We start from the raw sequence: 22,127 nt of genomic DNA, 5'->3' as shown, positions 1-22,127 counted from the left end.
GGGTTTTGATCGACACTTGGCGATGCGGAACCATCAATCCGCATTCGCTTTGCAGATGCGGCACAAGGGATTCGAATCGCTCAAGCGCTAGCTCACCGGCGGCGGTCGATTCGGCTCAGCCGACTATCCGCAATCGATGCCTTAAAGAGCTTTAGTCGTGGCGTTGATTTCGTCGGCAATTTTGCTGCAGCTTTCCATGAGCTCTGCAAACGTCGGCGCATTCTCTTCATGCGGCAGACGGCCTCCACCATGGCTTGGTAGTCGCCTTCAAGTGTGGCTAGTACCTGATCGTCGGAAGGAACCAGTTTCAGCTCACCGGAGATTGCCTTCTGGTAATCGAGCGGCCCGTCCGGTGTGGAAACCTTGAAGAACAAGGCTTTATCATCAGCTACTTGGGGGGCGAGGCAGCTTCCTCTGCGGCCTTCACGCCGATGCCGGCAGCCATCATGTTGTGGATGTCGATTCAGTGTCGAGCAATTGCAGGAGCCGCCGGTCGGTTCGGCCGTCATCGCAGTGCTGCCTGCAAAGATAAGGGGGTTTCCCGCAAAGCCGCCGATTGTTTGCGGATCTCGACAGAGCGAAAAGCGCTAGATTCGACTCATCGCGAAGACGGGAAATTGCGTAACCTGCGGCAGACCCATACGTTCAAGCGCATTGACGACCGCCGCCGTGCCGGGGACCGAACCGGGCTCACCTACACCGGAGGGGCGATCGGCGCCTTCGATCAGGTGGGTTTCCATGACTCGGGGCATCTCGTTCAGGCGCAGCACACGGTACATGTCGAAGTTGCCGTCCTGCGCTGCTCCACCTTCCAGCGTGACGCGGCCGTATAGCCCGGCCGACAGGCCGAAGCCGGTTCCTCCCTCGACTTGCGCGCGCACGGTGTCAGGGTTGAGGGCAAGGCCGCAGTCGAGCGCGGTGACGATCCGTTCTATGCAAAAGTCGTCATGGGCACCGCTGAGTTCGGCGACTTGCGCGATGAAGCTGCCTTCCGAGCGGTGGACGGCCACGCCGCGGGTGATGCCCGGCCGTGGCGGCGTATTCCATCCGGCCTTTTCGGCGGCGAGGCGCAGGACGGCGACCTGTCTCGGTTCCTCCCCCAGCAAGGCGAGGCGGTAGGCAACCGGGTCGGCCCCGGCGGCGCGGGCGAGGCGATCGACGAAGATCTCCTTGGCGATCCCAGTGTGGTTGTTCGAGATCGAGCGGAAGGTCAAAACCGGCACGCGCGCCGGCGGGCCCCACCAGCGCAGGCGGGAATTGGAACAGGCGTAGAGTTCATGGAAAACGCCCTCCATCACCGTCCAGTCGCGCCAGTTGGGCTTTTCCGGGGCCTTGAGCGTCACCGACTGGCCCGACATGCGCTGGTCCAGCGCGATAAGGCGGCCCTCCCGGTCGAGCCCAGCGCGCATCGCGTGGATCATCAGCGGGCGGTAGTAGCCGCCGGTCACGTCGTCCTCTCGCGTACGGGTCAGCTTGATCGGCCAGCGCCAGCGGGTGGCCTTGAGGACGTGGGCGAACTCGGCCACCCAGTCGGAATCGAACGAGGCGCGCCGCCCGAAGCTGCCGCCCGCCGGGACGGTGTCGAGAGCCACGCGGTCCAGCGGCAGGCCGAGGATGTCGGCGATCGCCTGCTGGTTGCGGGTCTGCGACTGGAACCCGGCTCGCACCTCGCAGACGCCGCCGACCATGCGGCCAGAGATGCTGAGCGGCTCCATAGATGCATGGGCGAGGTAGGGAAAACGGAATTCGGCCTCGACCACGCGGTGCGCGCAGGCGAAGGCGGCCTCAGGGGCGCCGCGCGTATCGGTATAGGCGGGCGCCGTCTCGGCCATCGCGCGGGTGAAGTCGGCGGCAATTTCGGTGTCGCTGCGGGTTTCGGCCGCGTGCGTATCCCATTCGATGCGCAGGGCCTCGCGGGCGCGGATCGCATGCCAGGTGGTGCGGGCGATAACGGCGATGCCGCTGGGCACTTCGACCACCATGTCCACACCTGGCATGGCGCGGGCGGCGGAGGCGTCGTAGCTACGCACCTTCCCGCCGATCTGCGGGCAGCGGGCGATGATGGCGTGGCGCATGTCGGGCCACATGCCGTCGATGCCGTAGACGGTTGCACCGCGCGTCTTGGCGGCGGTGTCGGTGCGGGGCAGCGCGCCGCCAAGCAGGCGCCACTCGGCGCGGGATTTGAGCGTGACGTCTGCGGGCACGGGCAGGCGTGCCGCAGCGGCGGCGAAATCGCCGTATCCCGCCGTGTGGTTATCGGTGAAGAGTTCGCCCCGACGTGTGCCGACCGCTGCCTCGGGCACGTGCCACGCCTGCGCGGCGGCGCGCACCAGCATGGCGCGGGCGGTAGCTCCGGCGCGGCGCAACTCGTCCCAACTCTGCGCAGTCGAGGTGGAGCCGCCGGTGGTCTGTTCATGGAAGGCGTTGTGCGCGTAGTCGGGCAGGCGCGCCGGAGCGCCGACCACGCGCACGCGGCCCCAATCGGCGTCGAGTTCCTCGGCGACGATGGAGGCAAGGCCGCTCCAGATGCCCTGCCCCATGTCGAGGTGCTTGGCAAAGACGGTGACGGTGCCCTCCCAATCGATCGCGAGGAAGCGCTGAACTAGTCCGTCAGGCTCCGGCGCGGTCGAAAGCCCCTTGCCCGCCACCCCCAGCAAGAGGCCGGTTGAGGCGAGCACGAGGAAGCCGCGCCGGTCGAGGGTCACGCTGAGACGGTTTGGGCAAAGGTTTGGGCCGCGTCGCGCACGGCGGCCCGAATCCGCATGTAGGTGGCGCAGCGGCACAAGTTGCCGTTCATGGTCGCCTCCAGCGCGGCATCGTCCACGGGACCGGCAGCGATCAGGGCGATGGCGGCCATGACCTGCCCGGGCTGGCAATAGCCACACTGCGCGACCTGGTGCGCGTCCCAGGCAGCAAGGACGCGCTCGGCGACCGGGCCGGCGATGCCCTCTATGGTGGTGATCGCGCCTTTCACCTCGCTTACCGGCACCGAGCAGGAGCGCACCGCCGCGCCGTCGAGGTGGACGGTGCAGGCGCCGCATAAGCCTTTGCCGCAGCTGTACTTCGTGCCCGTGAGCCCCAGCAGGTCGCGCAGCCCCCAGAGCAGGGGCATGTCCGGCTCGCAGTCCAGCACCCGGGGCTGGCCGTTGATGAGGACGGTGAACGCCATGAGGCGGCGATCTTGTTGGGCCGCGCGCGGGCGGTCAACGCACGCGCGGGTCATAACAGCCATGTTTTGCATTCACCGGCTCACGGCATACCCTGCCGACCTGCAAGGCAGGGGAACGGGCATGACGGACATCATCATCGTCGGTGGCGGCATCGCGGGGCTGACCGCTGCGCTGGGGCTGCAGCGGCAGGGTCTGAAGGTCCGCCTGTTCGAACAGGCCGCGCAGTTCGGGGACGTCGGGGCCGGGATCACGCTGAGCCAGCCTGCCAGTCGCGGGCTGTTCTCGCTCGGCTTGCGCGACGCGATCGAGCGCGACGCCGACATTCCGGTACGCGCGGGCGGGGCGGACTACCGCACCGGCGAGCGAATCGGCGGGCCGGACCAGATCGCGCTGGCCCGCGAGGCAGGGGAAATCCCGTATTTCTACCAGCTCCACCGGGCCGACATGCATGCCATCCTTGCCGATGCGGTCTATGCGATGGACCCGGAGACAATCGCGCTGAACCGGCAAGTGGTGGCTCTGGCGCAGGACGCAGCGGGGGTCGCCGCGCGCTTTGCCGATGGGTCGGAGGAGCGCGCGCCGGTGCTCGTCGGGGCGGACGGTATCAACTCGCGCGTGCGCGCCATCCTGTTCGGGGAGGAGAGCCCGCGATTTACCGGGCAGTCGGCCTATCGCTTCCTGATCCCGGTAGAGCAGGTGCAGGCGCAAATGCACCTGGGGCCTTCGGTGAACTATCTCGGGCCGGACCGGCAGTTGCTGCGCTATCTTATCCGCCATGGCACGGTGGTGAACGGCGTCGCCTTCGTGAAGACCGACAACTGGACCGGCGAGGGCTGGTCCACGCCCGCCACCAATGCCGAGATGCTGGAGAAGTTCGCCGACTGGAACGAGGACGTGAAGGCGCTCCTGCGCGCCGCCCCGGCCGAGGGGACGCGCAAGTGGGCGCTGTTCGACCGCGATCCGCTGCCGCAGTGGACGGTCGACCGGGTGACGCTGATGGGCGATGCGGCGCATCCTATGCTGCCGTTTCTGGGCCTCGGCGCGGCGATGGGGATCGAGGACGCGGTGGTCTTCGCACGGGCCTTTGCCACTGCGGGCGATCCGGTGGCAGCGCTGCACCGCTACGAGGCGACCCGGCGCGAGCGGGCCAACCGGGTGCTGCTGCGCTCGCGGCGGCAGGGGGAGATCAACCAGTCGAGCGATCCGGAGATGCGCAAGCGCAATGGCGCGGACCCGGAGAACGAGAACCTGATGACTTATGATCCGGCCACCACGGAGATTGCGGCTTAGATGCTCGCAATGACGAAAGGTTTGGTGGCTCCCGATAGACGCCGCGCCCGCCCGTCATCCCAGCGAAGGCTGGGAGCTTTGTAGCCATGATGAGTGCTTGCGGCAGGACTTGCGCGATCTCGCCGGGAGCACTGCGAGACAGGTCGTGATCTGCCGATAGCGGTCCCAGCCTTCGCTGGGAGGAGGGGCGGGCTGGACGAGGGTTCGGTTTACGCGCTGGCCCCTCCCGCTTGCGGGAGGGGAGCGAGACTTACGAAGCCGCAGGCGGAGTCAGTCGCAGCGGGGCGGGCTCCCGCGCACCCCCCGCCAGAAACCCCGACACCGCATCCGCCCACGCTTCCGGCTGCTGATCGACGATGTCGACGCCGCCACCCTGCAGCGCCGCGAAGGCGAAGTCGGGGCGCAGGGCATGAGCCTTCACCGCATGGTCGTAGATCATGTCGCCGGTATTGGTGAGGATCAGCGTGGGGCAGACGAGCTTCGCGATCCCTGCGTCATGGCGGTACTGGAAGGCGGCGTAGTGACCGTGCCAGTAGGCGCCCTGCCCTTCGAAAGCCTGCACCACGAACTCGCAGACGCGCGCAGCCGGGACGGTGCCGGCGGCGAGGCGGGTGCGGGCGGCGTGGACATCGGCGAACTGGGTGCCGTCGGTGCGGGCGGTGATGTCCTGCTCGCGCAGCCAGCCGTTGGCGAGGAAGTTGTCGCGCTCCTCCAGGGTCAGCGGCATCGGGCCGTTGAGGATCACTGCGGAGACGCGGGTCGGGAACTGGATCGCCGCCTCGGTCGCCACCATCGAGCCGGTGTGGTGGCCGAGCACAGCCGCGCTCGGGTGCCCCAGCACATCGAGCACCGGGGGCACGCAGGCGGCCCAGTCCTCCACGCGGGGTACTCCGTCCACCGGATCGGACATACCGAAGCCGGGCATGTCGATGCCGATGGCGTGGAAGCCGCGCGCCGCTAGCGGTTCGTAGACATTGTCGAACTGCGCCGCCGTCATCGGCGCCTGATGGAGCAGGACCACCGGCGCGCCGCCTTCTCCGGCATGGCGGAAATGGACTTGCCCGTAAGGCCCCGCGGCATAACCGCGCCGTGCCCAGCGCGTTCTCATGCCGGCACCTTCGCGAGCACTTCGCGGCCCAGCTTGCGGCCGAAGGTGATCGCCGAGGAGACGATCGACCCGCTCAGGAACCCGTGGCCGAGGAAGCCGATGCCGATCACCTCACCCGCCGCGTAGAGCCCCTCGATCGGTGAGCCGTTGGCGCGCACGACGCGCAAGTCCTCGTCCACCTTGATGCCGGGGTAGCAACTGATCGAGCAGCCATAGTGCCGCACCGCGTAGAACGGTGCCTCGGCGATGGGGGCGGGCATGTGCTTGCGGCGAAATACGTCGCTGCCGACCGCCTGCCCGCGGTTGTAGAGTTCGATGGTGGTGCGCAAAGCGCGATCAGGCATGCCGGTGCGCTCCGCCAGTTCCTCGACGCTGCCCGCGACCACGAAGTCCTCGCCGCCCTCGCCCGCGAACAGGGCCTCGACGGTCTCGGCGGGCCAGCGGAACAGGGGCTTCGACGCTATGCGGATGGCCTCGTCCCAGACGATCCAAAAGGCCCAGCCGGGCTGGGCCATGACAGCGCGTTCGCGCGCGTCGATGCTCATCTCGTCCTCGGGCATGAAGCGCTCGCCGCGCTCGTTGACGTAAATCTCCCAGGGCGGGCGGCGGGTAGGTAGCACGTCGCTGTGAATCCACGCCGAAGCCTTGCTGTCGAGCGTTCGGGTGCCGCCGAAAGCGGGGAGGCAGTATTCAGTGAACCACACCGAGCCGCCCGCCGCGCGGACGGGATCGAGCGCGTCGCCGCGCACCGTCTCGACATGGTAGCGCAGCGGTACGTGGCCGTGCAGTTCCTGCCAGTGGCGCGCGCTGCCGCTGAAGCCGCCGGTGGTGAGGATGACGCTCTGGCCCGAAAGGGTCACCGGGCCGCCGGGGGTCTCGGCCTGGATGCCGGTCACGCGGCCGCTCTCCGTCACCAGGTCGGTGAAGCGGGTTTCCAGCATCACGGTGAGCAGGCCGGTCGGCTCCACCCGCGCCAGTTCGCGGCGGAAAGCATCCAGCACTTCGATTCCGGCATTGGTGCTGCGATAGGTGCGCTCGACATTGTAGAGGTCGTGTTCGGGGGCGAAGTGGGGGACGCCGTCCATGCAGGTCCACCCGATCGATTCCAGCCAATCGACCATCGGCCCGGCTTCCTCGGTCCACTTGCGCAGGAGCACGTGGTCGCCGGTTCCGTGGTTGATGCGCAATGCGTCGGCGAAGTGGTCCCCGGCCGAATCCGCGATGCCCGCCCGGCGCTGCAGGTCGGTGCCGCCCGCGCTGATCGATGCGCTCGACAAGTGCAACGTGCCGCCGATGTCGGCCGCCGCTTCCACCAGCGCCACCTTGAGGCCGCGCTCCACGGCGCCGAGGGCGGCGGGGATGCCCGCCGTGCCTGCACCGACCACGATCACGTCATATTCCGGATACACGCCGCATCTCCGCTGTTCTTGAAGACTGAAAATGGGCTGTCCGCACAAGGCGGACCGCCCTGCCGGGAGGTCAAAGGTCTTTCGAGGTGTCGAGCTGCCGCGAATTGGCGCCGCCCCGCCGTTCGAGGGCGCCGAAGGTGCGCTTGATGAAGATGTCGCGCTCCTCGGCCCAGGCCGCTTTCTCCTCGGCGCCGGGGAGGTACTTCTCGACGTCGTCGTTGGAGACGCCCGCCTTTTCGAGCACTTTCTCCAGCGTCATCATGCGGCGGCGCACGGTCCACAGTTCCGCCCCCAGCGCGATGACGACGTGCATGAGATTGTCCACCGTCTGCTCCGGGAAGGCGGAGATGTTGTCAGAATCCGCGAAGATGAAATCGTCGGCTGCGGACTTGTATGTCTGTTCGGCCTGGGTCGCCATGATCGCAATTGTCCTCTCTCAGAACTCGTAGCTGAAGCGCACGCCCATGCGCCGCTTTTCGGGCAGGGCAAGACGGATCTCGTTGGTGGTGAGGGTGACGAGGTCGGTGGCGCGGCCGCCCACCATCGTCTGTTCGTTGAACAGGTTGGTGACGAAGGCTTCCACCGCCAGCCCGCCATCCTGCCGCGCGCCGAGCCGCAGATCGACCTTGTCGTCGTTGCGGCTCCAGGCGGCATTATAGTTGTCCACGTACTGGCGGCCGCGATGGCGGTAATCGACGCGGGCAAAGCCGGACCATGCATCGGAAAGCTGGTGGTCGTACTGCACGCCCGCCGTCCAGGTCAGGCGCGGCACGCCCGAGAGCTTGTTGCCGGTGGCGTCGGTGGTGCCGCCGATGTTGAGGCATTCGGCGCAGATGAAGTTCTTAATCTTGCTGTCGGCCAGCCCGAACGATCCGTTGAGGCTGAGGCCCTCCATCGGAGTGACGTTGCCTTCCAGTTCCACGCCCCACAAGTTCACCGCGCCCAGGTTCTCGACCACGCTGAGCAGGTTTATGGTGGCCGAACCGTCGGGATAATACGTGTAGCTGTTGGACACCTGCCCGTCGCGGTACTTGTCCACGTAAATGGCGGCGCGAATCGAGGCCTTGCCGTTCAGGAAGGCGGTTTTGATGCCGGCCTCGTAGTTGTCCAGCTTCTCCTGCTTGTAGGTCGAGCCACCGGTGGTGGCGATCTGGGCCTTCTCGGTAGTGGTCAGGGCGTCATAGGCCCCGTTGAAGCCGCCGGGACGGTAGCCGCGCGAGAACAGGACGTAGGCGGTGCTGTCGGGCGCGAACTTATAGTCCAGGGTCAGGCGCGGCGAGAAGCTCTTGAAGGTCGCCTGCTGGACGATCGGGCTGGCGTAATAGACGCCCGAGGAGGAGGCGAGAACCGAGGACTTGATCTTGTCCCACTGGTAGCGGCCTTCGGCGCTGATCGTCAGCTGCGGGGTGACGTCGAAGTAGACCGCGCCGAAGATCGCCGGGGTCTTCGGCTTCTGGTTGGTCAGTGTCGCGCTGTTGCCGGTGCCGTAGGGATTGATGCCCCAGATCGCGCCGGAATCGTAGTCGGCGGTGAAGTAGCTGGCGCCGACCGTCCAGCGCAGGGGCTGGTCCTGCCCGGAAGTCAGGCGCAGTTCCTGGCTGAAGTCGGTGACGTAGGACTGGTAGTTCAGCAGCCACTTGATGTAGCTCGGCGCGCCCGGCAGCGCGGCGGTCGGGTTGGCGATGCCGGAGGTGTCGCGGAACGTCAGGTCGAGCCCGGTCTGGGTCTTGTCGCTGTGATAGGCGGTTAACGAGCTGAGCATCAGGCCGCCGCCCAGCTCCCAGTCCATCCGCAGGTCCGCCTGCAGCGTCTCGCGCTTGAGGCCGGTGGACTTGTTGAAGCGGGGGTCGAAGATCGTCGGGTAATTGGCGCTATTGGCGATCAGCACGTCATAGGCGCGCGTATCCAGCACGTAGTTGCCACCGATCAGTGAGGCGGGGAGCTTGCCCGGCAGCTTGCCGCAATAGTAGCCGCCCGAGGTGCCGCCCAGGTTGCAGTTGAACTCGCTCGATTTCAGCGCCGCCTGCGCGGGCGGGCCGTCCTTACTGATCGCGTAGGAGGCGAAGCCGGTGATTTTGAGGCTGGGCGTGGGCTGGAACAGCATCTGCGCGCTGACCGCGTCGGTCTTGCGATCGCCGAGGTGCTGGCTGCGGTCGGCCGAGTTGCGGTACTGGCCGCCCTCGAAATCGTGGCTGGCGCCGAGGCGGAAGGCCAGCATCTGGTCGATCACCGGGATGTTGATGCTGCCCGACACCGCGTTCGAGCCGTAGTTGCCCGCCATGCCCTTGACCCGGCCGGAGAAGTCGTACGTCGGGCTCTTGGTCACGAAGTTGACCGCGCCCGAGAAGGTCGATCGCCCGAAGTAGGCCGCCTGCGGGCCTTTCAGCACCTCGACCCGCGCCACGTCGTCGATCGCCGGGACCGAGGCGTTGATGACCGGCGCGCCGTCGATGAAGACAAGGCCGCCCTGCGAGATCGGCGAGACGTTGCCGAGCGCGAGGCCGCGGAAGGTCAGGTTGTTGATAGAGCGGTCGTTGCGGCCCGAACCGCCGCCCGCCTGGTTCTGGAACTGGAAGCCGGGGGTCGCCGCCGAAATGTCGTTGAGCGACTTGATGTCCTGCGTCTCCAGCGCCTCGGCCGAGAAGGCGGAGATCGCCAGCGGCACGGATTCGAGCCGTTCCTCGGTGCGGCGCGCAGTGACGACGATGGCGTTGTCGGGCTCGCTCGCCGACTGGGCCAGCGCCGGGCCGGGCGCGATGAACGTGCCTGCCAGAAGGCCCGCCAGCGCGGTTGAAGTGCTCAAATGGAACGTGGACGCGATGCTGTGATGACGCATGGTGACCCCCCCTTGGGTTCGTGTCTTTTTCTCCGATCCTCTCCATCGGCGCCCTCTGTTCCGGGGCTTCATCGCACTGTCGAAGACTGTCTGTAGCGGCCGGGCCGGACAAGGCGGCGGCGGGTTCTAGCTGTCATGACCCGGGTGATGGGTCTGCTCCCCGCCACCGCTGCGTTCGATCCGAACACACCTCGTCATCCCGGCGAAGGCGGGCGCTCATCTGATGCCCGTGCAAGAGGCAGCGTCAGAAGATGGGTTCCCGCCTTCGCGGGAATGACGGAGCTTAAAACCCTACTCCGGCTTGCGGGCGATGTAGCAGGCGATGCCCCAGTGGCGGTTCTCGCCCTTCTCCACTTCGAACCCGGCTTCGCGCAGGGTCTCCAGGAAGTCCTTGGCGGTGAACTGGTGCGACCAGCGCTCGGCGTTGTAGACGTGGTCGATCCAGCCCATGAACCGGCGATAGGGCTCGCTGGAACGTGCGCGGCCGGTGTGGAAGTCGGTCACGTCGAAGACGCCGCCCGGGCGCAGGATGCGGAAGGTCTCGGCGCAGATGTCCCTCGCGCCCTGCTCCGACACTTCGTGGAACAGGATATAGGCGGTGACGATATCGACGCTGTCATCCGCGAACTTGGTGTCCTCCGCCAGACGCTGCGCGAAGTGGACCGGCGTGCCCAGTTCCACCGCGCGGGCGTGGGCATAGCGCACCAGCGGCCCGCCGACGTCGAGGCCCCAGACTTCCGCCTCCGGGAACGTCTCGGCCAATGCGACGCTCAGGCGGCCGATGCCGCAGCCGATATCGACGATGCGCTCGATCCTGCCGTCCGCCGGTTTGGCGACGGTGCGGGCGATGCCGAACTGGAACTCGTCCTCGTTGTTCTGGCCCTTGTAGAAGGTGTTCGTGCCATAATGGTAGAGCGGCCCGGCGAAGTCGTTGCCGGTATAGCCGCCGGGCTGGATGTGGATTTCGTGCTTGGTGTAGTCGGGCATGTCCATGCCGGTGTTCAGTTCCAGCGAACCGGGACCGCTAACGTCCGCCTCTTCCATGCCGCCCATGTAGAAGTCGGCGTGCTGGCTGTAGTGGTCGAGCACGTTGCGCCACATCAGCTGCTGGCTCGACAGCCAGCACCGGATGCGCGCGGCGATCATCGGGTCTTTCTCGAACGGCCCCCGGAAAGCGTCGAGCGGCGCTTCCTCGGTATTGAGGCGCAGGTCCTCGAGGATTTCGTCGGCGCTGGCCCGCGCGGACTTGTCGAGATCACCGTAAGTCCAGTCGCGAAAGCCCAGCACGAAGTCCTGGTAGCTCTCCACGTCGAGGCTGCGCACGCGGCGGTTGCGCTCGGAAAATCCACGGTCGATCAGCATGGGGCGACTCCTGAAAAGGGATGCGGCAGGCCCGGCGCCAGTGCTCTCGGGCTGCTCGTGAGGGCAGCGTAAGTCGCAGCGGCGCGGCGAGGCAAGTGTGCGGGAAGGCATATCTGACCCGCCTTTTGAGCATGGCTTAATCGCTGGAATCGCGGCCGCCTTTTCGTATCCTGTCGCCTGACCGGACACGGCCGAGCGCCGTCGCGGTCGCTCCTCGACATGGAAGGACCGGCATGGACACTGCACCGGAGGGAGGCGTTCGCCAAAACACGGGGGATCAGGCGCGCATCGGCCCCATCACGCTGATGCCGGGCATCCCGCCCCGCGAGGTCTTCGTGTTCCTGCTGGTCACAGGGATCGCAGTGATGATGACCGCCTTCATCGCCCTGATGCAGCCTTACGTGTTCACCGAAATGGTCGGCGTGCCCCGAGCGGAGCAGGGCCGCCTCGCGGGGCAGCTGATGACGGTGCAGCAGGCGGTGGTGCTCGTCTGCGTCGGCTTCGCCGGCGCGCTGGCGGACCGGATCGGGCGCCGGGCAATGGTGATCTTCGCGCTCGTCGGGTACAGCATGGCCGCCTTCGCCTATCCGCTGGCGGGGGGCGTGGCGGCGCTGTTCGTCATCCGCTTCTGCTTCGGCATTGCCTCGAGCGCGCACACCGCAGGCGGGCCGCCCCGGTTCTTCGACTATGTCGACAACGCCTCGCGCGGGCGGTTCATGGCGCTTGTCATGGTGTTCTACGGCCTGATCAGCGTGCTGATGGTGGGCGTGATCGGTGCGGCGCTGCCGGGCTGGCTGCACTCGGCGGGCTACGACACCGCGCTGGCGGGAACATATGCGCTGTGGGCCTGCGGCATCCTCGGCCTCGGCGCGGCGCTGGTCGCGGCGATGTTCCTGATGCCCGATGCGCCCAAGGCCGACCGCCGGAAAGGCGCCGCGCCCGTCTCCCAAAGTATGCGTGAACTGCTCGGCGGCTTCCGGCGCGTGGTCGCCCATGCGCGGACCAACCGGCGCTTCGGGGTGCTGCTGCTGACTTCCTTCGTCGTGCGCACCGACGAGGCGGTGGTCGGATCCTTCCTCGCCTTGTGGATCACCCTTCGCGGCGCGCAGGAGGGGCTCGGCACGACCGGCACCGTCGCCATCGCCGGCACCGCGCTGGCGCTGATGCGCGCCTGTTCCTTCGTGATCCCGCCGATCCTGGGCGTCCTGCTCGACAAGTGGGACCGAACCGCGATCTACGTCGCCAGCCTCGTGCTGGTGGGCGTATCATTCCTCTGCGCACCGCTGGTGACGAGCGTGACGGGCTGGGAAATCCTCGCCCTCGCGCTGTTCATCGGCATTGCCGAGAGCACCCAGACGATCGCGCAGCAGGCGTTCTTCGGGCAGGAAGCCCCTGCCGACCTGCGGGGCACCGCCTATGGCCTGCTCGCCTTCTTCGGCACTGCCAGCGTCGTCCTCGTCTCGCTCGCCTCGGGCTATCTGTTCGACCTTGTCGGGCTGACCGCGCCGTTCGTGCTGATCGGGCTGCTGCACGTGATCTTTTCCGCCCTCGCCATCGGCTACCTCGCCCTTGGCCGGACGGCGGACAATCCCATTACCGATGCGACAGGAGTGACCGGGTGAATGCATATCGACGGCTTGCACGAGCCGCGACCGGAGAGGCGCCAGACATACAGGACGACGAAAAACCCCAGACGACCCGTGCCCGCTTCTGGCTCGCGCTGTCGGGCCTGCTGCTGACGGCGGCGCTGGCGGCGCTGGACAACTTCATCGTCAATCCTGCCCTGCCCCACATCGTCAGCGAGTTCGGCGCGCTCTCGCGACTGTCATGGGTGATGACCGCGTTCATGCTCGCCTCGACGGTGACGATGCCGCTTTACGGCAAGTTCAGCGACATCCACGGACGGCGGCCGCTGTTCACGCTGGCGATCCTCGTCTTCCTCGGCGGCTCGGCGCTCTGCGGGGCGGCGCAGTCGATGACCCAGCTGATCGTGTTCCGCGCGATCCAGGGCATGGGCGCAGGGGGCGCCTCGGTGCTGGCGCTGACGACGCTGGGCGACCTCGTCACGCCGCGCGAAAGGCCGCGCTATCAGGGCCTGTTCAATGCGACCTACACCCTCTCCAGCATTGCCGGGCCGGTCGTCGGCGGCGCGGTGACGGAGTGGCTGGGCTGGCGCTGGGTCTTCTACATCAACCTGCCGGTCGGCGCGGCGGCGCTGGCGATGGTCTGGCTGACCCTGCCCCCCAACCTGGCGCCGCGAAAGGGCCACGCGATCGACTTCGCAGGCGTCACGCTGCTGGTCTGCGGGACGGTGGCATTCCTGCTGTTCCTCGGCATGCTCGACGGCAGCGCGGCTTCTACCCCGCTGGCGATGGCCGGGACGGGGGTGCTCTGCGTCCTCGCCTTCGCCGCGCTCTACCGGCAGGAAAAGCGCGCGGCCGAGCCAGTTCTGGCGGTGCATCTGCTTGAAAACACCGTGTTCCGCCGCACCGTGGTGGCGAGCACGATGATCGGCCTCGCCTTCTTCGGCTCCTCGGTGTTCCTGCCGCTGTTCTTCCAGACCGTCGGCGGCCACTCGACCGCGAGTTCGGGGCTGATGATCCTGCCGCACCTGATCGCGGGCACGACGATGTCGCTGCTCGGCGGGCAAGTCGTGTCGCGGACGGGGCGCTACAAGGCGCCGATCGTGGGTGGTATGGTGCTGTTGGCGATCGGCTTCTTCGGCATCGCAACCGTCACGGCGATGGGCCTCGGCGATTCGGCGTGGATCTGCTGCCTGCTGCTGATGGGATCGGGCGGCGGGCTGTGCATGCCCAACCTGACGGTGGCGGTGCAGAACTGCGTGCCGCGCGCGGAGCTTGGCACCGGCACCTCGACCCTGCAGTTCTGCAACCAGTTGGCGGCCGTCGCAGCGGTCGCGGGCTCAGGCCTGCTGCTGACGCACCACTTGCGCGATTACGCCCGCACCGCCTTGCCCGCCCCGTTGGCCGAGCGCGTGCTGCGTGAGGGCGTGGCGCTGATTGAGGCCTTGCCCCCTGCCCTGCACGATGCGGTTGTGGCGATCTACGCCCATGCCTTCATCGTGACGTTTGTGACGAGCGGGATGCTGACATGCCTCGCGGTCGGCGTGGCGCTACGGATTCCGGAGATTCGCCTGGGCGATGGGGATTAACGCACCAGCCAGAGGATCACTGCCCAGAGGATCACTGCCCAGAGGATCACTGCCCAGAGGATCACTGCCCAGAGGGCAAGGCTCAGCGGCAGGGCGGTGGCCATGCCTTCCCAGATCGCCCATTCGCCTTGCGCAACCTCGGCGGCGAGGCCGACATCGAACCCGGCTTTCATCGAAAATCCCGAACTGGCGCTACGCGAATCGCGCCCTGTGCGCATCGCTCAACAATCGTTTGCACGATTACGCGACCACAGGTTAATGCGGGATCTATCGAGTTGTGCGAAGCACGCGGGATGACACGGTTTTGCCTGCGTAAACATTTATTGCGGCAGGTCGTCAGCAGCCCCTCTATCCACACCGCTTAGCCCGAGCGGTGTGGAGGAACACTCGCCTCAAGCCCGGATCACGTCCCAGGTCAGCGGCCCCGCAAGGCGCTGCAGCGTCTCCTTGACCACACCCGCCAGCTGCCGCGACGGAGCCGCGTCCGAGCGCTGTGGGCCGGTGCCGACGTAAAGCGTGCGATGGAAGATGTCGTCGGTGAAACTCGCCACGTCGAAGTGATCGCGCAAGCCATGGCGCACCAGCGCCGAGGGCGGCAGCACCGCATGGCCGAGGCCGACGTTGACCATCTGCAGGATCGAGGTCAGCGAATCGACCTCCACCGCGATGTTCAGCTCCACGCCCCGCGCCCGCGCCGCCTGCTCCAGATCGCGGCGGAGCTGCTGGTTCGGCCCCGTCGTTACCAGCGGCAGCTTGAGCAGATCGTCCATTCCTACCGGCGAGTCCGGCCCCTCTCCGGGCGCGCTGACGAGGACGAGGTGCTCCACCACCACCGGGTCCGACAGGATGCTCTGGTTGCGGATCGGGGTGTAGAGGATCGCCACGTCGAGCCGTCCCTGCTGGATCTGTTCGGCGATGTCGCTGCTCAGGCCCTCGACGATGTGCAGCTTCACGTCAGGGGTGTGCTGCGCAAAATGCTGCGCGAGATCAACGCTGACGGCGCGGCCGACACTGGTGGGCATGCCGATCGCCGCCGCGCCGACGAGCTGGCTCTTGAGTTGGTTGAGTTCGCTGTACGTCGTCTCGACCGCATCGCGCACGGTTCGCGCGTTCTTGAGCAGGCACCGCCCGGCCTGCGTCAGTGTCACCCCCCGCCCGTTGCGATAGAACAGCGGCAGGCCCAGTTCCTCCTCCAGAGTGCGGACCTGTCGGCTCAGTAGGGGCTGCGAGAGCCGCAGGCTAACCGCCGCGCGCGAGAAACTACCGAGTTCGGCGACCGACATGAAATACTCAAATTTCCGTATGTCCATGACTGACCCTCATGCTTGCTGCGCATAGCTGTTAGGCAGGTGCCGACCAACCGCGCTTCCCTATTCCTCCTGATTAACTTATCTTATTGTATTATTTATATTTATTTATATTTCCCGCGTTAAGATACACTCACCGTGGGTGCCATCGTCCGTCCGCAGCCCTGTAGTCTGAATCGCAAAACTGTGTTTTCCTGCCACCTGCAAACACAGCGCAATTCGGCAGCCGAACAGATCGCGGCGTGGAAGCTAGATTCCGCGTGCGGAGAGGCTTGGCCATCGCGCACGGCAGCAAGGGAATTCCATGGCGCGCAGCAGCGATCCATCCGCTCTCGATACCGGAAAAACCGTCATTCTCGCCTTCGCGATCGGGGCGGCGGCGATGAACGCGGCGGGCCAGATCGTCGCCGTGCTGGTGCTGCGCTTCCTGACCGACAACCTGGCGATCTCGGCCGGAATCGCCGCCGCCCTCTTCGCGGTGGTGAAGATCTATGACGGCTTCGTCGACCCCTTCGCGGGTTACCTCAGCGACAATACCAAGAGCCGCTGGGGCCGCCGCCTGCCCTACCTGCTGCTCGCCTCGGTGACGATGCCGGTGGCGATCGTCGGCATGTTCGCGGTGCCCGACATCGGCAACGGGGTGCTGCTGCTGATCTACGTCGGTTTCATGCTGGCGCTGCACGGGACGGCCTATTCGCTCTATTCCGTGCCCGCATCGGCGATGATCGTCGAGGTCTGCGACGGCTACCACGCCCGCTCGACCATCCTTGCCTACCGTACCTACGGCGGCTTCGTGGGTCAGGTGCTGGGCTCCTCGGTGCCGCCGTGGCTGCTGCAAGCGTGGGGCGCGGGGCGCGGCGGGCACGCGGCGATGGGCTGGGTCATGGGCGGCATCGTGTTCGCGCTGTGCATCGTCACCATCCCGATGCTGCGTTCGGCCCGCGCGACGGTGAACGAGGCCAGGCATCCCGGCCGCTTCGTAGACCAGTTGAAGGTCGCCTCGCGCAACCGGCCGTTCCGCATCATGGTCTTCGTTCACGTGATCTTCATGATCGGCGTGGCCACCGCCAGCGTCTCCAACGCCTACTTCACACGCTACGTCCTGCAGCGCACCGATGCGTGGCTGGGGCTGTTCTACGTGTTCCTGACTGCGGGCAACATTCTGGCCGTGCCGGTCTGGCTGCGCCTGTCCAAGCGCTTCGACAAGAAGAACACCTATGTCGCCGCGCTCGGCCTCTACGGCCTCGCCGTCCTGAGTTGGGTCTTCGCCGGACCGCACGAGACGCTCTGGGTTCTGGGTGCGCGGGTCACCGTGATCGGCGCGATGATGAGCGGCGTGGTCCTGCTCGCCGCCTCGATGCTGACCGACGCGGTGCGCTACGATTACGTGACCACCGGGCTGCGCCGCGAAGGCGCGTTCTCCGGGTTCATGAGCTTCGTCGACAAAGTCTCCAACGCGGCGGGGCTGATGATCATGGGCACGACGCTGTCGGTGATGGGCTACGCCGCCTCGACCGGCGGCGCCGCACAGCAACAGAGCACCGGCGCGGTCATGGCGATCCGCATCTGCTTCGCGATCATCCCCGCGCTCGCCCCGCTGCTGAGCATCCTGCTGCTGAAGGGCTACAACCTGACGGAAGCGGACCTCGAGGAGATGGCGGTGCCGGCGCTGTCGGAAGTAGTCGGGCCGGAAGCGGTGGCCGATGCCGTCCTCGCTTGCCAGCCTGCGCATCATGCCGCGCGCACGCCGAGAGAAGCGCGCGCCTGAACACCGCATAAGCATGGCCGAGCTTCGGTCATTCTCGGGTCTCCTTGCCGATCACCTGACGATATCACCCGTAGCCTATTGAGGCCCGAGGCAGGCGTCAGGTTCAATGTCCGGCGACGGGTGTGTTCGCCTGTCGGAGAGATTGCAGGCCACTCTCTATCATCATTGCGAGCGCAGCGAAGCAATCACGGTGAAAGGTGATGGGCGCCGCAGGCGTCGCTGCTGCCGGTGTCGATGATCAGGCTGTCGCGTGCCGCTGCGCCGTTGGAAGCGGGGTTGCCCTGGGCGATGGTCACGTCCTCGAATCTGATGCCTCCCGGCAGGCGCAGGTGGTCGAGGATCGTCTCGGGCACACGGTAGAGGCCGTGCGCGTCGGCGGTCACGCCGGTGATGCGGATCACCCCGTTCACAGGCTCGGCAATCCCACCGGCAGAAATCAGGGCCTGTTCCTTGAACCGGAGCTGGCCCTTCGGGTCGCACGGCAGCCATGGCCTATCTTGAATGGCAGGTCGATTCGGAAAACCCCGGTGTTTTCAATTTCCTGCCATTGCCAATGCCGCCGTCCAGCGCGCATCGAGGAGGCGCCTCCCCGCAGTCCCACGGGTGCGGGCCACCAGCGAGATGCCGCGCAAAGTGATGGTCTGACCGTCCAGCAAGCGACCGGCTATGCTGTAGCCGAGATCATAAAGTGCCACGTCCTCATGCACCTTGCCATTAACGAGAATCCGGGTTGTGACGAATATCGGCAGCGTTTCGTCACCCCGACTGTCGCCGAGCAACTTCGCTTCATCACGTACCTTCTTGAGAGCAGTTTCGAACCATCGGGCCTCGATCCGTGGCTCGCCGGTAGTCTCCGCGACAGCAAGACTCAAGCTGAGGGGGGAGCCAAGCACAGAGGGCTTCGTCCGGATAGCGGACGAACGTCGACCATCGACCTACCTTGTCGAAGGCGATCCGGTTTCAAGTGTGGTGTCTGGTGAGAGAACGCACACCCGTGCAAGCAAGGAAAGCTAAGCAATATCAAAGCTTTAAGGATGTGTATTTGGATGCCCCGCGAGGATTCGAACCTCGATAGACGGAATCAGAATCCGTAGTCTTACCATTAGACGACGGGGCATCGGAGGCGCCCCCCTAGCGGCGGTCGTGATTCGGGTCAAGCGCCTAGATGCACCAAAAAAAGCCCTGCCCTTGCCGGTTGGCGCGCGGGGCGTTAGCATCGGCGTCAGGTGCCCGCCCGATCGGTGGGAAGACATTAGAACGAGTATCGAATTTATGGCGGACCACGATCCGCCGGTTGCCAAAGTCGAAGTGCCGGGAACAGCCGAGGCGACGGGTCGTCCGTCGCGGCGGCGCAAGGGCAGAAGGGGCAAGGCGAAGGCGGGGGCTAAGGCGCCTCCAAAAGCCTCTGCCAGCCCTCAGCTCTCCAGCACAAAAGCCAAGGGGAAGGCGCGCCCGTCGGGCAGCGCCGTCAAGTCCGAGGCAGGCAAGGCGCCGCGCGTAGAAGACACAGCTGCATCGCCCGCCAAGGCGCCTACGCAACCGGCCAGTCCCGATCGGCAGATGGGCGCGGCGCGGGTGGGCACTGTCCCGTCGCTGCTGTCGGCGGGCGGGCGACAGGCTTATGCCGCGATCGACCTCGGCACCAACAATTGCCGCCTGCTCATCGCGCGGCCCTCGGGCGAGAACTTCACGGTGATCGACGCCTTCAGCCGCGTCGTCCGGCTGGGGGAGGGCATCGCGCAGTCCGCGCGCCTGTCCGACGCGGCGATGGAGCGTACTCTCGCGGCGCTGAGGGTCTGCGCGGACAAGCTGGTGCGCCGGAACGTCTATCTCGCGCGCTCGGTCGCCACGGAGGCGTGCCGGCGCGCCACCAACGGGCCGGAGTTCATCGAGCGCGTGCGGCAGGAAACCGGCATCCAGCTCGACATCATCTCCGCCCGGGAAGAGGCACGTCTGGCCGTGCTGGGCTGCCACGTCCTGCTGGAGGACGGCTTCGGCCCGGCGATGATCTTCGATATCGGCGGCGGCTCGACCGAACTGGTGCTGATCGAGAGTACCGGAACCGTGCCGCGCATCCTCGACTGGCAGAGCGTGCCGTGGGGCGTCGTCTCGCTCACCGAAAGCTGCGGGCCGGAAGGCACGACGCAGGCCGAACGCCTCGAGCGGTATCGCCACATGCATAGCCTGGTGGCGGAGAGCTTCTCCGCTTTTTCCAAGCGCGTCGGCCCGGCGCGGGAGAGCGCCAGCCAGGAAGGGCCGCTGCGCCTGCTTGGAACCAGCGGCACCGTCACCACGCTCGCCAGCCTGCATCTCGAACTGCCGCAATACGACCGGCGCATGGTCGATGGACTGATCGTGCCCGCCGAATCGATGCGCGGGATCAGCACGCGCCTGTCCTCCATGGCGATCGAGGAGCGGCGCGAACTCAACTGCATCGGACGCGAGCGGGCAGACCTCGTGGTTGCCGGCTGTGCCATCCTCGAAGCCATCCTCGACCTCTGGCCCGCCGCGCGGCTCGGGGTTGCCGACCGCGGCATCCGCGAAGGCATCCTGCGCAGCCTCATCGCCTCGCACTCGCCGGGTCCGGCATCTGGAATACGAAACATGACCGACACCATTCGCAACGCAGTCCACGCCCGATGAGCCGCTCCGGCCGCGATCCGGGCGAGCGACTCAAGACCGCCAAGAAGCGTTCGACCAGTTCGGCGCGCTGGCTGACGCGTCAGCTCAACGACCCTTACGTCAAGAAGGCCAAGGCCGACGGCTATCGCAGCCGCGCCGCTTATAAACTGCTCGAACTCGACGAGAAATTCGAGCTGTTCAAGGGCGTGGAGCGCGCCGTCGATCTCGGTATCGCACCGGGAGGGTGGAGCCAGGTGCTGCGCCTGAAGCGGCCCAAGGCGAAGATCGTCGGCATCGACCTCCTGCCCACCGACCCCATTGAGGGTGTCACCATCTTCGAGATGGATTTCATGGCGGATGCGGCCCCGGCGGCGCTCGATGCGGCGCTGGAGGGGGCGCCGGACCTCGTGTTGTCGGACATGGCGGCGAACACCGTGGGCCACAAGCAGACCGACCATCTGCGCACCATGGGCCTGGTCGAGACGGCGGCGGACTTCGCCATCCAGTACCTGGCACCCGGCGGGACTTTCCTCGCCAAGGTTTTGGCGGGAGGGACCGATACGCAGCTTCTGGCGCTGCTCAAGAAGCACTTCACCAGCGTCAAACACGCCAAGCCGCCTGCCAGCCGCAAGGATTCGTCCGAGTGGTATGTCATCGCCAAGGGCTTCAAGGGGCGCGGTGAAGTAACCGAGAATTAACCGTTATAACCGTTTGGGTTATATGGCCCAGCATCCGGGCGGCGATTTACAAGCCGCTTTCAGTGTATCGGGTCGTCGTCATGGCCGGGATGCGGTTTCAGCCGTGATCACGCAAACCACGTGTCCATCGAAGACCCGGACTGTCTCTGCGCTACCGGAAACGCCCATACGTTCCTGCGACACACGGCAGGACTTGGGACGGCCATCCCGGATAGCCTTCGGCCGATAACGATGCGAACCCTAACGACGGCCGCATGGAACTTTCCGATGGAATAGAGGTCGAGCCGGGCTGCACCGTGAGTTACCCGGCCGCCCGCCAGAGCTTCACGGAAAACAAAACCCCGCGTCCCGGTGAGGACGCTCCCGACGCCGACCCGATGTTCGCTTCGGATGCGTTGACTTTCCCCCGCCGTAACGGCCCGCACTCGCCAGCGGGAAAAGTCGTATGTGCTGCACGCGCAACCCCGTCACTTCCGCTTTCGCGGGAATGACGGTTTTTTGGTGGCGCAAAGGTCGGCGCTATGCTCATCGGGCTTCGACAGGCTCAGCCTGAGCAGCCTTAGGAGATTTGCGCCACCGCCGCTCCCCCTTGAGGTTGTCGAAGGGTCCCAGCCTGCGCTGGGATGACGGGCGTGGTTTGCAGGGTCGCGCCGAACGTGTCTCGTAAAGACGAAAACGGCCCGCTAGCGACTCGGCGGCGCTAGCGGACCGTTTTCAACCGGCGATCCCTTAAAGGCGCCGGATCGGGTTATTGCGCCGCCGCTTCGGAGGCTTCGGGCGCTGCCTCAGCCTCGGCGGGCGCGGCAGCAGCGTCAGCCGCAGGAGCCGCTTCGGCAGCGGGCAGCGGCAGGTTCGAGCCTTGCGAATTCAGATAGGCGATGACGTTGGCGCGGTCTTCCGGCTTGGACAGACCGGCGAAGGTCATCTTGGTGCCGGGCGCGAAGGCCTTGGGGCTCTTGAGCCAGTCGTTCAGGCTGTCGAACGACCAGTTGCCGCCCTTGCTCTTGAGCGCATCGGAGAACGCGAAGCCACCGACGCCCTGGCCGATCGCCTCACCCACCACGCCGTGGAGGTTCGGGCCAATGCCGTTGGCGCCGCCTGCATTGATCGTGTGGCACGAGGTGCACTTGGCGAAAGTCGCCTCGCCCTTGGCCACGTCGGCGGCGGCGAGGAGCGTCGCGATCGGCGGATCGCCGCCGCCCGCGCCTTCCTCGGCCACGCCTTCGACAGCATAACCCGCAGTCTCCGGCGCGTGATGCTTGTCAGCCTGAAAATACATCGAACTGGCGATCGTCAGTCCCAGGCCGACGATGCCCGAAAAAAGAGTCCAACCGGCGATAGTATTGAAACGATCGTCCATTCAGCATGCCCCGCGGTGATTATTC

At 66.3% G+C, this 22,127-nt stretch carries 19 protein-coding genes and 1 tRNA gene; 6 read left to right on the top strand and 14 right to left on the bottom strand.

The genetic code is table 11. The features are described from left to right. Positions 1-92: 92 nt before the first annotated feature. From PKE80_RS10950 to PKE80_RS10940, 3 genes are all read right to left on the bottom strand, one after another. Positions 93-509, bottom strand: a complete 417-nt coding sequence (locus tag PKE80_RS10950) for a hypothetical protein (RefSeq protein ID WP_271182497.1) — start codon at positions 507-509, stop codon at positions 93-95. Positions 510-587: 78 nt separating this feature from the next. Then, a complete protein-coding gene (locus tag PKE80_RS10945) occupies positions 588-2,705 on the bottom strand; it encodes a xanthine dehydrogenase family protein molybdopterin-binding subunit (protein ID WP_271182496.1) in 2,118 nt (705 codons plus the stop codon). Further along, a complete protein-coding gene (locus PKE80_RS10940) occupies positions 2,702-3,232 on the bottom strand; it encodes a (2Fe-2S)-binding protein (RefSeq protein ID WP_309298984.1) in 531 nt (176 codons plus the stop codon). The genes PKE80_RS10945 and PKE80_RS10940 overlap by 4 nt, the downstream gene beginning before the upstream one ends. Positions 3,233-3,290: 58 nt before the next feature. Here PKE80_RS10940 and PKE80_RS10935 point away from each other — a divergent pair, with 58 nt between their 5' ends. Next, the gene (locus PKE80_RS10935) at positions 3,291-4,460 is read left to right on the top strand and encodes an FAD-dependent oxidoreductase (protein WP_271182495.1); all 1,170 of its coding nucleotides are present in this window, start codon (positions 3,291-3,293) and stop codon (positions 4,458-4,460) included. 250 nt (positions 4,461-4,710) lie between these two features. Here PKE80_RS10935 and PKE80_RS10930 read toward each other — a convergent pair whose 3' ends face one another. The 5 genes from PKE80_RS10930 to PKE80_RS10910 form a co-directional block, all read right to left on the bottom strand. Then, positions 4,711-5,568 (bottom strand): alpha/beta fold hydrolase, encoded by an 858-nt coding sequence (locus PKE80_RS10930; RefSeq protein WP_271182494.1) that lies wholly within the window; start codon positions 5,566-5,568, stop codon positions 4,711-4,713. Then, positions 5,565-6,977, bottom strand: coding sequence for an FAD-dependent oxidoreductase (locus PKE80_RS10925; protein WP_271182493.1), 1,413 nt, complete (start codon positions 6,975-6,977; stop codon positions 5,565-5,567). The genes PKE80_RS10930 and PKE80_RS10925 overlap by 4 nt, the downstream gene beginning before the upstream one ends. 70 nt (positions 6,978-7,047) lie before the next feature. Next, entirely contained in the window at positions 7,048-7,395 is a 348-nt protein-coding gene (locus PKE80_RS10920) for a hypothetical protein (protein ID WP_271182492.1), read from the bottom strand. A gap of 18 nt (positions 7,396-7,413) precedes the next feature. Continuing rightward, positions 7,414-9,780 carry a TonB-dependent receptor gene (locus PKE80_RS10915; protein ID WP_271182491.1) on the bottom strand — a complete coding sequence of 789 codons (2,367 nt, stop codon included), beginning with the start codon at positions 9,778-9,780 and terminating at the stop codon, positions 7,414-7,416. A gap of 324 nt (positions 9,781-10,104) precedes the next feature. Continuing rightward, positions 10,105-11,175: a class I SAM-dependent methyltransferase gene (locus PKE80_RS10910; protein WP_271182490.1), complete on the bottom strand. Its 1,071-nt coding sequence runs from the start codon at positions 11,173-11,175 to the stop codon at positions 10,105-10,107. Positions 11,176-11,408: 233 nt separating this feature from the next. Between PKE80_RS10910 and PKE80_RS10905 the strand changes: the two genes are divergently transcribed. Further along, positions 11,409-12,797, top strand: coding sequence for an MFS transporter (locus tag PKE80_RS10905; protein WP_271182489.1), 1,389 nt, complete (start codon positions 11,409-11,411; stop codon positions 12,795-12,797). Continuing rightward, complete coding sequence (locus PKE80_RS10900; RefSeq protein WP_271182488.1) at positions 12,794-14,347, top strand: MDR family MFS transporter; 1,554 nt, start codon at positions 12,794-12,796, stop codon at positions 14,345-14,347. The genes PKE80_RS10905 and PKE80_RS10900 overlap by 4 nt, the downstream gene beginning before the upstream one ends. Here PKE80_RS10900 and PKE80_RS10895 read toward each other — a convergent pair. Further along, positions 14,344-14,520 (bottom strand): hypothetical protein, encoded by a 177-nt coding sequence (locus PKE80_RS10895; RefSeq protein ID WP_271182487.1) that lies wholly within the window; start codon positions 14,518-14,520, stop codon positions 14,344-14,346. The two genes, PKE80_RS10900 and PKE80_RS10895, sit on opposite strands and share 4 nt — an antisense overlap. A 219-nt stretch (positions 14,521-14,739) precedes the next feature. Next, positions 14,740-15,657 carry a LysR family transcriptional regulator gene (locus tag PKE80_RS10890; RefSeq protein WP_271182486.1) on the bottom strand — a complete coding sequence of 306 codons (918 nt, stop codon included), beginning with the start codon at positions 15,655-15,657 and terminating at the stop codon, positions 14,740-14,742. 301 nt (positions 15,658-15,958) lie between these two features. Between PKE80_RS10890 and PKE80_RS10885 the strand changes: the two genes are divergently transcribed. Next, entirely contained in the window at positions 15,959-17,422 is a 1,464-nt protein-coding gene (locus PKE80_RS10885) for an MFS transporter (RefSeq protein WP_271182485.1), read from the top strand. A 185-nt stretch (positions 17,423-17,607) separates the two neighbouring features. Here the strand turns inward: PKE80_RS10885 and PKE80_RS10880 are convergent, their stop codons facing one another. From PKE80_RS10880 to PKE80_RS10870, 3 genes are all read right to left on the bottom strand, one after another. Next, positions 17,608-17,832 (bottom strand): hypothetical protein, encoded by a 225-nt coding sequence (locus PKE80_RS10880; protein ID WP_271182484.1) that lies wholly within the window; start codon positions 17,830-17,832, stop codon positions 17,608-17,610. Positions 17,833-17,955: 123 nt separating this feature from the next. Continuing rightward, a complete protein-coding gene (locus PKE80_RS10875; protein ID WP_271182483.1) occupies positions 17,956-18,294 on the bottom strand; it encodes a hypothetical protein in 339 nt (112 codons plus the stop codon). A gap of 171 nt (positions 18,295-18,465) precedes the next feature. Further along, a tRNA-Gln gene (locus PKE80_RS10870) sits at positions 18,466-18,539 on the bottom strand. Between the two features lie 155 nt (positions 18,540-18,694). On the opposite strand from PKE80_RS10870, the gene PKE80_RS10865 reads away from it, so the two are divergent. Next, positions 18,695-20,065 carry a Ppx/GppA phosphatase family protein gene (locus PKE80_RS10865; RefSeq protein ID WP_271182482.1) on the top strand — a complete coding sequence of 457 codons (1,371 nt, stop codon included), beginning with the start codon at positions 18,695-18,697 and terminating at the stop codon, positions 20,063-20,065. Beyond that, a complete protein-coding gene (locus PKE80_RS10860) occupies positions 20,062-20,742 on the top strand; it encodes an RlmE family RNA methyltransferase (protein WP_271182481.1) in 681 nt (226 codons plus the stop codon). Before PKE80_RS10865 ends, PKE80_RS10860 begins: the two co-directional genes overlap by 4 nt. 748 nt (positions 20,743-21,490) lie before the next feature. Here the strand turns inward: PKE80_RS10860 and PKE80_RS10855 are convergent. Next, positions 21,491-22,102, bottom strand: coding sequence for a c-type cytochrome (locus tag PKE80_RS10855; protein WP_271182480.1), 612 nt, complete (start codon positions 22,100-22,102; stop codon positions 21,491-21,493). Positions 22,103-22,127: the final 25 nt, after the last annotated feature.

The organism is Novosphingobium resinovorum, assembly GCF_027922145.1.
GTDB classification, from domain to species: domain Bacteria; phylum Pseudomonadota; class Alphaproteobacteria; order Sphingomonadales; family Sphingomonadaceae; genus Novosphingobium; species Novosphingobium resinovorum.
Note: the sequence above shows the minus strand (reverse complement) of the source record. Positions and strands in the feature narration are given on the sequence as shown.